9 protein-coding genes are annotated in these 12,139 nt (G+C 48.2%); 6 read left to right on the top strand and 3 right to left on the bottom strand.

The features are described 5' to 3' along the window. Nucleotides 1–161 precede the first annotated feature (161 nt). Entirely contained in the window at nucleotides 162–1,508 is a 1,347-nt protein-coding gene (gene trmFO / locus NG795_RS26730) for an FADH(2)-oxidizing methylenetetrahydrofolate--tRNA-(uracil(54)-C(5))-methyltransferase TrmFO (RefSeq protein WP_367291649.1), read from the bottom strand. 111 nt (nucleotides 1,509–1,619) lie between these two features. After that, nucleotides 1,620–3,110, bottom strand: coding sequence for a site-2 protease family protein (locus NG795_RS26725; RefSeq protein WP_367291648.1), 1,491 nt, complete (start codon nucleotides 3,108–3,110; stop codon nucleotides 1,620–1,622). Nucleotides 3,111–3,113: 3 nt separating this feature from the next. Between NG795_RS26725 and NG795_RS26720 the strand changes: the two genes are divergently transcribed. The 3 genes from NG795_RS26720 to NG795_RS26710 all read left to right on the top strand — a co-directional run bounded on the left by NG795_RS26720 (nucleotide 3,114) and on the right by NG795_RS26710 (nucleotide 5,336). Continuing rightward, entirely contained in the window at nucleotides 3,114–3,770 is a 657-nt protein-coding gene (locus NG795_RS26720; protein ID WP_367291647.1) for an MBL fold metallo-hydrolase, read from the top strand. Nucleotides 3,771–4,187: 417 nt separating this feature from the next. Next, nucleotides 4,188–4,652 carry a hypothetical protein gene (locus NG795_RS26715; RefSeq protein WP_367291646.1) on the top strand — a complete coding sequence of 155 codons (465 nt, stop codon included), beginning with the start codon at nucleotides 4,188–4,190 and terminating at the stop codon, nucleotides 4,650–4,652. Between the two features lie 246 nt (nucleotides 4,653–4,898). Continuing rightward, nucleotides 4,899–5,336: a hypothetical protein gene (locus NG795_RS26710; RefSeq protein ID WP_367291645.1), complete on the top strand. Its 438-nt coding sequence runs from the start codon at nucleotides 4,899–4,901 to the stop codon at nucleotides 5,334–5,336. Between the two features lie 328 nt (nucleotides 5,337–5,664). Here NG795_RS26710 and NG795_RS26705 read toward each other — a convergent pair whose 3' ends face one another. Beyond that, nucleotides 5,665–7,257: an AMP-binding protein gene (locus NG795_RS26705; RefSeq protein ID WP_367291644.1), complete on the bottom strand. Its 1,593-nt coding sequence runs from the start codon at nucleotides 7,255–7,257 to the stop codon at nucleotides 5,665–5,667. A gap of 634 nt (nucleotides 7,258–7,891) precedes the next feature. On the opposite strand from NG795_RS26705, the gene pyk reads away from it, so the two are divergent. The 3 genes from pyk to NG795_RS26690 form a co-directional block, all read left to right on the top strand. After that, the gene (gene pyk / locus NG795_RS26700; RefSeq protein ID WP_367291643.1) at nucleotides 7,892–9,313 is read left to right on the top strand and encodes a pyruvate kinase; all 1,422 of its coding nucleotides are present in this window, start codon (nucleotides 7,892–7,894) and stop codon (nucleotides 9,311–9,313) included. Nucleotides 9,314–9,493: 180 nt separating this feature from the next. Beyond that, nucleotides 9,494–10,672 (top strand): formate-dependent phosphoribosylglycinamide formyltransferase, encoded by a 1,179-nt coding sequence (purT, locus tag NG795_RS26695; protein WP_367291642.1) that lies wholly within the window; start codon nucleotides 9,494–9,496, stop codon nucleotides 10,670–10,672. 971 nt (nucleotides 10,673–11,643) lie between these two features. Beyond that, the coding region (locus tag NG795_RS26690) for a T-complex 10 C-terminal domain-containing protein (RefSeq protein WP_367291641.1) at nucleotides 11,644–12,139 on the top strand (496 nt) is incomplete at its 3' end.

Here is a 12,139-nt window from a genome sequence, read left to right as displayed (position 1 = left end):
CGTTCGTAGTAACGACTTCAGTCGTTGCTTGCCTGTCATGGCAGATGCCATGACAGGCATTGGGAGTGGCGGCTTAGATGGGGCGTTACTTGGCTTGACGCCAAGTAACGCGGTAACGACTGAAGTCGTTACTACGAACATTTTCCCGAGAGGAGGAAGGATTATGTAGTCAACGCAGGAACTCTCACATCCAAGCGGGTGCGCCAGATTCCTAAGTGAGACAGGGACCGATCGCGATATTTGCCGTAGCGTTCCGGTTTGCTCTTGATTTTCTGGGGAAAGGGGGGCAAAATCCCAAAGTTAGGCGGCATGGGTTGGAAGTGTTTGGGGGAGGCGGAACTGATGAATGAGAACAACGCCCCCATCATGGTTGTATAAGGCAACCACACGGGTTTTAGTCCTAATGCTAATCGGGCGGCATTGGTTCCCGCTAACCAGCCTCCGGCAGTGGCAGCAGTATAGCCTTCGGTGCCGGTGAGTTGTCCTGCCGCTAGGAGGGTCGATCGCCCTTTGAACTGTAAGGTTCGGTCTAACAATTGCGGGGAATTAATAAAGGTATTGCGATGCATCACTCCCATGCGGACAAATTCGGCATTTTCTAATCCCGGAATTAATTGAAAGACTCGCTTTTGTTCTCCCCAACGCAAATTAGTTTGGAATCCCACCATGTTCCAGAGTTGTCCGGCTTTGTCTTCTTGGCGCAATTGCACCACGGCATAAGGACGATTTTCACTGCGGGGGTCACTTAATCCCACGGGTTTGACGGGACCATATCGCATGGTATCTTCTCCCCGTTTTGCCATCTCTTCAATGGGTAAACAGGCTTCAAAAAATTTCGAGGTTTCCCGGTCAAAGTCTTTCAATTCCGCTTGTTCCGCTTTGCACAATTCCTGCCAAAAATGCAGGTATTGTTCTTTGTTCATGGGACAATTGATATAGTCGGCGTCCCCTTTGTCATACCGGGAGGCACGGAAGGCGATATCCAGATTGATGGAGTCACCGACAACGATCGGACTGGCAGCATCAAAAAAGCTCATGTATTCCATGCCGGTGAAGCGCTGCAAGTCGGTGGCGAGGGCAGGGGTGGTGAGGGGTCCGGTGGTGAGGACGACGATGCCATCTTGGGGAATGGCGGGGGCTTCTTCCCGGCGGAGGTCGATTAAGGGGTGGTTGGCAAGGGTTTCGGTAAGTTCATGGCTAAAGACGCCGCGATCGACGGCGAGTGCACCACCGGCAGGGACTTGATGGCGATCGGCGGTACCGATGACGAGGGACCCGAGTTGGCGCAGTTCTTCATGGAGTAATCCGGCAGCCCGATCGCTGGCTTTGGCCCCAAAGGAGTTGCTGCAAACCAGTTCGGCAAATTCCCCGGTATGATGGGCGGGGGTCATTTGCACGGGTCGCATTTCATAGAGGACGACGGGGACCCCAGCGCGAGCAATTTGCCACGCGGCTTCGGTGCCTGCAAGTCCGGCACCAATGACTGTAACGGGTTGTTTGTCGTTCATAAAAACTCTGAAAACTCCTGAGATTGGGGAATAGGGCGATCGCTCGCATGAGCCAGGGAAAATGAGCCTAGGGCCTAAGATTCGGGGGTATCCTCCAGTTTGATATTCCCTTCAAATTATATTTAACCACTGGGTGATCAGTCGGGGTGCCGGTAAGACGATCGCCAAAAACAGGGCGATCGCCACTAAGCCCAAAAAATCCCGGCGATTATCCAGTTCGCTGACATCATTCAGGGCCGGGGAATCCACAATCGGCATGAAGAATAACAAAATTGCCCAAATAATCCATCCCCGTTGCACCCAAGAGAGTCCGAGGAAGGCAAACCGGGTAAATTGGCTAATCCGGGCGGCTTGCACCTGCCCAAACATGGCATGAATGATATGTCCCCCATCCAATTGACCCACGGGAATCAGGTTTAAGGCGGTGGCGATTAACCCAATGTATCCGGCAACGGCAACGGGATGTAAATTCAGGGCACTGGTGAGGGTGAGTTGCGACCCCAGGGCGAGTTTACTCACCAGGGTGAGAATGAGGGAACTTTTCGGGTCGAGGGCGGTGATTTGGAACATTCCGGCGTTCTCTGGCATGGGAACCACGGTGGAATGAACCAATCCCCAGCACAACACAGGGAGGGTGACGACGAATCCAGCCAGGGGACCGGCAATACTGATATCAAACAAGACTTTCCGATTTGGCATGGGCGACTGGATTTGGATGAACGCCCCGAAAGTGCCTAACAAAAAGGGGAAGGGAATAAAATAAGGCAGAGTTGTCTTGATTTTATAAAATACTGCGCTCAGATAGTGACCGGATTCATGGATACCCAGGATGAGCATCAGGGCGACGGCATAGGGTAATCCCTGAAGTAATAAACTGGGGTCGGATTGCAACTCCTCTAGGGAAAATCCAGCCAGTTCAGTTCCGAACCAACTGGTGGTAAAGAGGGTGATCCCGGCGAGGGAGAGGGCGATTAGGGGTTTGTGTAAGTCATTGGTGGAGGCGGTTTGTTCCGGATTGGGAACGAGGATAAAAAACGGCTGACCTTTGAAATCTTGCTGAAAAATAATTAAGAAGCGATCGCCGAATTTATCTTCGATTTTGGCGCGAATTTTTTGATAGGCAGACTCCGGGGGCGATCGCAACTGACCCCGACAGATCACCGCTTGCGGACGGTAATCAATCTGATGTAGGGCGTACACCGTCCAATCAAAACAATCCCGCAGTTCCTGTTCTTCCCCATCATTCAGGGCGCGTAATTCCTGGGCACTGGCGGGAGGACCTATGCGAGATACCGCTTTGATTCCGGCAGATTCCCGGGCTGGATCAACTCCTGAATCCTGTTCTAATGGGGAAGGCATATCCCGGCGACCCCAGAAAAAGAGTATCCAGTAGATCAGGGGCGACACCACAAATGAACCGAGGGCGACTTCAGTGGGTAAGGGACTGTCTTCGCCATGAATGACAAACCAAACCATCCACAGGAATGCAGGGGCCATTAATGCCAACCACAACACCCAAAGCGGAGTGCGCGTCAGGTGTGCCACACGCTGCCGCAAGATAATGTATGTAATAAATCCTAGAAGCAGTAACCAGAGAATCATGCTATGCCCAAACAACCACGGGCTGTCCTGGATAATATTTTTGCCTTTTCTCCCAATCGAGAGACCCTAGGCGCGACAGCTTATCTTATTGTAGAAAACAACGCGAATATCCTGGTAGATTGTCCCCCCTGGGATGAATCGACGGAGGAATTCCTGACTCAGCAAGGGGGCGTGCAGTGGCTATTTTTGACCCATCGGGGGGGGATTTCCAAAGTTAAGGACATTCAAAAGGCAACGGGCGCTCAAGTGGTGATTCAAGAGTGGGAAGCCTATTTACTGCCAGAATTGACCGTGCAGACATTTGAGAAGGATTGCACCCTGAGTCCCCATTGTCAGGGAATTTGGACCCCCGGTCATTCCCCTGGGTCCTCCTGTTTATATTATGGCGGGCACGGTGGGGTTTTATTCGTGGGGCGGCATTTACTTCCGAATGCTCAGGGAGAACCGATGCCTTTGAGAACCTCTAAAACCTTTCACTGGACCCGCCAAATTCAGGCTGTTAAGGCGCTGCAAGAGCGATTTACACCTGAGAGCTTGCACTATATCTGTCCCGGGGCGAGTACGGGCTTTTTACGGGGGAAACGGGTGATTGACTCGGCTTATGAGCATCTGGCGGCGATCGATGTTCAGGGGTTGCGGGAGTTGGAGCCTGTTCTGTGAGCCACTCACCCGGCGGGGGATTTATCCCCCGCCTAACAGCTCAAGTCGGTTGAAACCGACATCTTGCACCAGTGGCAACACCCGGCGGGGGATAAATCCCCCGCCTAATAGCTAAAGTCGGTTGAAACCGACTGAAAACACCACTGTATCAGACTTGCAGTCGGTTAACACGGACTAAAAACACAACGCGATAAGACTTGCAGTCGTCTTTAGACGACTTTAGCTATGAGGCGGGGGATTTATCCCCCGCCGGTTGTTGAGAATGGTGCTGAAAACACCACTGTATCAGACTTGCAGTCGTCTTTAGACGACTTTAGCTATGAGGCGGGGGATTTATCCCCCGCCGGTGTTGAGAATGGTGCAAGATGTCAGTAAAATGCAACTCAATAGTGCGTGTCCTTGAATTTGGTAAAAATCATGTCCGTTGCAACTCCTTACTCGAACGCGCCTGATGTTTCAACCGAAGATTATCTAGTCGTCGGTTTGGCAACTTGTTTTCTTAAGCAAGATGGGGAAGTCCATCAGGTCAAAATTGTAGAACCAATTCCTTCGGCGGCTTTAGAAGCGATTCTCAAGGGAATTCCTACATCTTATGAAATGGCTTGTGCCACTACCCTGGGGACAGTTTTGGAGGGTGAACAGCCGAAACTGTTACCGGAATTTCCGGCAGATGCTCAATTCTGTGATGATTTTGTAGAACGGGCGATTTCGACGGTTCGCACCTATCAACATCGTCCTCAAGCTTGCGAGGCGATCGCGATTGGGTCAACTTATCGCGAATTGAACTATTCTGTGGAGCGCAAGCGGGTTCTGAATTCCGATAATATTGTCCGTACTGAGGATAATGTTAAGCAACATGAGTACACTCATAAGGTTTTGTAATTCGTCAGCATGGGGTGAGTTCGGCTTTAAACCGATGACTTGCTTCTTCTGACACCTATCAAAAATGAGGGATGAATCATTGTTGCAGTGGTGATAATTTATCCCTCATTTTAATGTAAAAATTACATAAAATGTTAGATTATAAATTTTAAAAATTAGTTGAATAGGCTCTATAATTTTTGTTGAAGTGGGTCAGAAATCTCATAAAATCAGAATCAGGTGATGCTGGATTGACTGGAGGGAAACATGGAACTGATGACGGAACGAATTGAATCGATTAAGGCGGGGGCAATCGGGGGATTGTCTGTGGCAGTTGCTTGGGGAGTGACGAGTTTGGGGAATCAGTTGATGTTATCCTCTGGGGTTGAGAGTTGGGGGATTTTTCCCGAATGGCAGCGGTTGTGGTTGAGTGGCGCAAGTGCGGGAGTTGCGGGTTTTTTATTTGGGGTGACTTATCGTTATATTATCCGGGATGATGTGAATCCTCATTTGAAATCTGGGGCGGTATTTGCGTTTGGATTAGTGCGAGGATTGGCGCAAGTTGAGGTGGGATTAAGTAACCCGAATACGGTGTTGCCGGTGGCGGTGATGGCGAGTGAAAGTATTTTAATGTTTGCGGTGGCGAGGGTTTTGTTAGATGCTGCGATCGCCCGTCATTGGGTTAAGCCTTTTTCTAGTTTTTAAAGCGCCTGATCCAAGGCACAGGGGAGGGAATTGGATAGGACTTTTGGGTTTAAGTTTATGGGGGAACCCCACCCTAACCCTCCTTACAACGGTAGATTTTTTACCCGGTGTCCCCGGGTATAATACTGAGTGGATAGACTCCATTATAGCCGATTGAATTAAAGGGGTCCCTATTCGCTTGTTTCCTCTGATTCCCGACCCCTTACTTCTACATCCCCTGACTCTAGCCCTCAATACTTGTTAATCGTAAAAAACCTACTGTTGTAAGTCTCCCCTATCTGCGCCATCTCTCTTATCTCCTTCATCCTCTCCAACTTCTCCATCTGAATTAGTCCTGTTCATCCAGTATCCGTTCCAATGCCACGCGATCGACTCGGCGGGGGTAGCGTTTCTCCATTGGGATTTTTTCAACGACGCGCAACGCTTCTACATTGGCCCATTGTAGGGATTCTAGGACAGAGGATAAACTGCGTTGAGATAAGGTGCGATCGCCACTTTTATCAGCCATTTCTACCACTAAGGTTCGCTGATAGCGATAGGAAAAAAAGGCGATCCGTTGGACTTCCCGATTGTAATCCACCGCGCACTCTACAGTTAGGGGATAAATCACGCCGAATTTATCCTGAAGGCAATCTTGGCAGGGTCCAAGTAACCACAATCGTCCCTGGGAGTCTAAGTATCCCGCATCTCCAGTGCGATGCCATTGTTGTTCCCCGACTCGAAAGTTCATGGGTTCGTCCCCGAGTTCGTTTAAGGTTCGGGTGATGAAGCGATCGCCTTGCAAGACAATTTCTCCGGGTTCTGCAAGAGGGCGACAGGTGGCTTCAAATTCGGCTTGATTTTGATAAGGGGCGACGGGTGCGCCCCATTGGTTGGGGATAATTCTTAACTGGATATCTGGGGCGGGTTTACCCACGAGTAAGCCTTTTCCCCTCTGCATTTGACTAACGTCGTTGGCTTCAATTTCTCGGCGAGAGAGGCTGGCGATCGCGGCGGTTTCTCCATAAATTGCGATAATTTCTGCTTGGGGTGCAATTTGATTCACTTGATTGAGCAGACTGGGCAAAACTGGCGTTCCCCAAATAAATATTTTATACGCAGGGGTTAATAATTCTCTTTTTTTAATCAACGCCTCGATTAGGTTCTCAAGTAAGGTGGGAGAAGCCGCAATCCGATTGGGGTGATATTTATTGACAGCATCAATAATCGGTTTGGTTTGATGAATTAAAGGCTGTTTTGTTTTGAATTTGGGCAATAAGCTAGTCAGCCCTAACCCTATATTAATTAATCCGAGAAGCGGTTGGAGGGTAATATCTATTTCTCCCGGATGGGTGAGGAGAATTTCGGAGAGTGATTTTTGCTGTAAGATTAAATGCTCGTGAGTCAATTCAATAAATTTTAATTGCTCATATAATCCGACTGTGGAAACAATTACTGCGGGAGTTTCTGGCTCAACTTCGGTAATTTTAGGGTCGGGTTCTAGGGGTTGTGCTCTTTGCCAAGAAATCAGGGTGGGGAGGGAAAACCCGACGGTAAATTTAAGCGAAATTTTGCGAAAAGCCCGGGAGAAAAACCGCCAAATTAGATTTTTTGGGGTGGTAATGACCGCTTTGGGACGGCACAATGTAGAGGCGCGATCAAGTTCATCCGACTGGGCATCGGGGTCGAGGATTAAGGCGATCGCACCGAGTCTAAAAATGGCAATCAACGCGACGTAAAAATCTGTTGACAGCGGCAGCATGAGCAAGATGGTATCTCCCCTCTGCATCCCTTGTTGTCGCAACAGGGTCACTCCCCGACGCGCCCTCAACTCCAACTCAGCAAAACTGACCCTGCCCCTTGCACCGCGTCGCATCTCCAGGATGGCGGGAGTCTCTGGGGTTTCTTCAACTTGTTTGTGTAGAATTTCGGCAATATTCATCGCTCAAGGAGTGGGATAAAGGCAGGCGTTGATTTGCCATTTTAAGCCAGCATCGCTGCTGGAAACTACATCGGCATCCCCATCGCCACCGGATTTAAGGGTTGGACAAAAACCGTTTGGATTGGGCTATTTTAGAAATATATCCTATGACTTGACCCCTTGGGAAATACGAACGGCCATTTTAACAGAGATACCACGAAGGGGATGGGGGAGCCTCTAACCGGAGAGGGAGGTGGGGAGTTCGGGGGGATGGGGAGGTTGGGGGAGATGGGGAGGTTGGGGGAGAAATGGAAGCGATTAATGTCGTTTTACTATCGAACAAAAAGATAAAAGGGAAATTTTTATTATAATTTTAAACGGGATGATAAAAGTTTATTTTTAATGATAAAAAAGCCAAATGTTGGGGAAGTCGGTGCAGGATTGGCTCGGCCAACGGAGCAGATGTATCCTGCGTCACATTTAGCCCTCCCCATTGAGATTAAAATTTTCAATTAATGGCCCGGGTCCGGATTTGATTCCACTCAAAACAGGAAAACCTGCCCTGATCATACCTGAGCAATGTCCGGAATTATAATAAAAATTCGGTTAAACTGCTAACTGATGTCGTGCATTCCTCTCTAATCGGTTTAATTTTATGCGTAAAACGAAGATTATCTGCACTCTCGGTCCGGCTAGTTGCGATCGCAAGACCATCACAGAAATGGTTCTAGCGGGAATGGATGTAGCTCGCTTAAACTTCTCCCACGGCGACTATGCCACTCACGAACAAAATATCCGAACCATTCGCGAAGTGTCCGCCGAATTAAATAAACCGATCGCGATTATGCAGGATTTACAAGGTCCGAAAATCCGAGTCGGAGAAATGGAACCTGCGGTGTTCCTCCATCCTGGGGATCCAACCATCATTACGATGCTAGAGGTACTCGGGAATGCTCAACGCTTTAGTTCCACCTATAAAGGATTAGCCGATGATGTTAAAGAAGGCGATTTAATCCTCATTGATGATGGTCTGATTTGTATCCAAGCTAATCGGATTTATGAAAAAGAAATTTACGGAACAGTAATTTATGGGGGTCCGGTCAAAAGCCACAAAGGAATTAATCTTAGGCATTCTTCAATTTCTGCTCCAGCCATGACGCAAAAAGATATTGAAGATTTGAATTTTGGCTTGGATCAGAACATTGATTATGTGGCCCTCTCTTTCGTTCGGGAAGCATCGGACATCAAAGAAGTAAAAGGGGCAATTAGGCGCAAAGACAAATACGCTCATGTTATTGCTAAAATCGAGCGTCATGAAGCCTTAGATTGTTTAGATGAGATTGTAGAAACGGCAGATGTTGTCATGGTAGCTCGTGGAGATTTAGGGGTAGAAATTCCCTTAGAACGGGTTCCTACCCTCCAAAAATCGATTTTACAAGCCTGTTGGACTCATCAAAAACCTGTGATTGTCGCCACTCAAATGTTAGAGTCCATGATTCACAATCCGCGCCCGACTCGTGCGGAAGTCTCGGACATTGCCAATGCGATTTATGATGGAGCAGATGCTCTGATGCTGTCGGGAGAAACGGCAGTGGGAGATTATCCCATTGAGTCGGTGAGAACAATGGCGCTGATTGCAGAAACTGCCGAGGCTCAGTTAACCTCTTCCCGACAATATGTGACGGGAATTGAGGCATATCCGATTGGCAACTCGGTGGTTCATGCGGGCTGCCAACTGGCTGAAAATCTCCATGCCAAGGCGCTGATTTGCTTTACCGAACATGGATTCACTGCTCGGTTGTTGTCGAAATATCGCCAATCTATCCCAGCGATCGCTGTCACTACGGATGAGTTTATTCAACGGCGCATCGCTCTATATTGGGGTTTACAATCTTTACAACTGGAAGAGGTCTCTAATACCGATGAAATGATTGTTTTATTAGAAAAAACAGTCCTTGAACAAAAATTCGTCGAAAAAGGAGACCTCGTGGTGATTATTGCCGGGTTACCCCTCCCAATTACCGGGGTAACTAACTTGATTAAAGTGCATCGGATTGGGGAAAGTTATGCAGTTTAGGGGCAAAAAACAGGACTTCCGCAATCTTTACCCCTAAACCCTCAATGTAGAGGCGAGAAAGCGAATCGTCTCTACATTATGGTTTTAAAGGGATGAAACAGCAGTAAACGGTTGGAACCCTCGCTTCCCTTCTGTTGAATTTGACAATAAACGGTTTAAAATAGGTGGCAGTCCAGTCAATTGGGAATCAATTCGATGCGTTTACCTCAAAAATTAATGCTGCTCGGGTCTGGCGAACTTGGGAAAGAGTTTACGATCGCCGCTCAACGTCTCGGGAATACCGTGATTGCCGTTGATCGCTATGCCAATGCTCCGGCGATGCAAGTGGCGGATTATTCTGAAGTGATTTCTATGCTAAATCCCGACGATTTGGAACGAATCGTAAATCACTATCAGCCCAATTTTATTATACCTGAAATTGAAGCCATTCGCACGGAAAAATTACTCGAATTTGAAAAAGATCGCGGCATTGTTGTCATTCCCACGGCGAAGGCAACCAACTACACGATGAATCGCGATCGCATTCGGGAACTCGCTCATCGAGAATTAGGCATTAGAACCGCTAAATATGCTTATGCTACCACCTTAGAAGAATTAATCGCCGCTTCGGAACAAATTGGATTTCCCAATGTGGTTAAACCTGTGATGTCTTCTTCGGGAAAAGGACAATCTACCGTTCGCGATCGCAGCGAAGTGGAGGCATCCTGGAACTATGCGATCGCCGGTTCCCGAGGGGATACTCAAAAGCTAATTGTTGAGGAATTCATTGAGTTTGAACTGGAAATTACCCTGCTGACAATCCGCCAGTGGGATCGTCCCACGTTGTTTTGTCCGGCGATCGGTCATCGTCAGGAACGCGGCGACTATCAAGAATCTTGGCAACCGGCAGATATTTCAACTGAACGAATCCAAGAAGCGGAGGCGATCGCTCAAAAAGTCACCGATGCTTTAGGCGGTGCCGGTATTTTCGGCGTTGAGTTTTTTATCACCCAAAATGAGACGATTTTCTCCGAACTCTCCCCCCGTCCCCACGATACCGGCATGGTGACTCTAATCTCTCAAAATCTCAACGAGTTTGAACTTCATCTCAGAGCTATTTTAGGGTTACCTATTCCCAAAATTGAACAATTTGGTCCTTCTGCGAGTGCCGTTATTTTAGCCCAAGAGCATTCGGATTCAATTTCTTATCAAGGGGTCGCCGATGCCCTGATAGAACCGGATGTTGATTTAAGATTATTTGGTAAACCCGATTCTCGTCCCTACCGCCGCATGGGAGTCGCTTTGGCAAAAGGTCAAACCATTGCAGAAGCTAGGGCAAAAGCAACCCGGGCCGCTAATACTGTGAAAATTGGCAAATAATACCCAAAAAAGCCTAGGCGATCGGTACAGGAAGGGGGAAAAGCTGGGGTTTTTGACAAAATTTCTGCCCCTGAACACCCAATTTGAGCCAAAACCCTGGTTTTGGTTACTGCTTCTTTAATCGGGTACCAATGCCCTAAATCTATGACTCCCAAAGCGACAACCGGCGGGGGTTTAAACGATTGGCGGCCTAACAGAATCAAGTCGGTTGAAACCAACATCTTGCAGCAGTGGCGACACCCGGCGGGGGTTTAAACGATTGGCGGCCTAACAGCTAAAGTCGGTTGAAACCGACTGAAAACACCACTGTATCAGACTTGCAGTCGGTTTTTAACCGAATGCAAGCTATGAGGCGGCCAATCGTTTAAACCCCCGCCGGTTGTCGCCAGTGTATCAGACTTGCAGTCGGTTTTTAACCGACTTTAGCTATTAGGCGGGGGATTTATCCCCCGCCGTAGAGGCGCTTATAAAAGCGCCTCTACAGGCTAAAAGGTTTAAACCCCCGCCGGTTGTTGAGAGTAATCTTTAGACGACTTTAGCTATGAGGCGGCCAATCGTTTTAAAACCCACCCCGGTGTTGAGAATGGTGCAAAATGTCAGAAAGCCGGATTCGGGATCACTCTGTCTGGGGGATGAGGGATAAATCTCTCTAGTGAGGGAGCCGGTTTTTCCTTTTATTGTCGCATAATATTAACAGTTTCTAAATAAACCCTCCTACTATCGGCGTGTCTTAGTCTTGGCTTCTGTCAAGACTAAGCATTCTTTCATTGCTTTAGCTATTAAAGTCGGAGGCCCAATTTAAAAATTAAAACCCAGTTTCTATTAATACTAACTAAATTTTTAGAATTTTTAGCTATTTTTGTTGTTTAGTTTAGCGTTTAAATCGTTAAAAATAGGGTTTATATATTGCCTGATTAAATAATGAATCAAGGCAATCAATTAGAAATTAATCACAAGGAGAATCCCTTAAAATGTTTAACCCTTTAAAAGTCACCTTAACTTTGATGACATCTGGAGTCTTGGCCTTAATGCTCCCGGTTTCCAAGGGAGCGATCGCCCAAGAATATCCAGGCTGTTTTATGATTGATTCTTCCGGTCAAGCGAGGAATCTCAACAATCTCTGTGAGCCCCCATTGCAAACAGCCACACCGGGCGGCCAAGTTCCCGGACAAGGGGGCAATGTCCCAGGGGCAGAGGCAGTAGCACCGGGTCAGATCCAAACCCTCCCTGATGGCACGACTATTCAAACCCTCCCCGATGGCAGGACTATTCAAACCCTCCCCGATGGCACAACGGTGACAAATGGGACGGGTTCTAACCCGATTCAAACAGTGCCAGGGACCCCCCAAGGTATTCCCACTCCCCAGCAGGTTCCCGCAGGAACTCCCATCCAGCAGGTTCCCGCAGGAACTCCCATCCAGCAGGTTCCCGCAGGAACTCCCATCCAGCAGGTTCCCGCAGGAACTC

Origin of the sequence: Laspinema palackyanum D2c (genome assembly GCF_025370875.1) — a bacterium.
In the GTDB taxonomy this organism is placed as follows: domain Bacteria; phylum Cyanobacteriota; class Cyanobacteriia; order Cyanobacteriales; family Laspinemataceae; genus Laspinema; species Laspinema palackyanum.
This window is presented reverse-complemented; position numbering and strand designations above follow the sequence as displayed.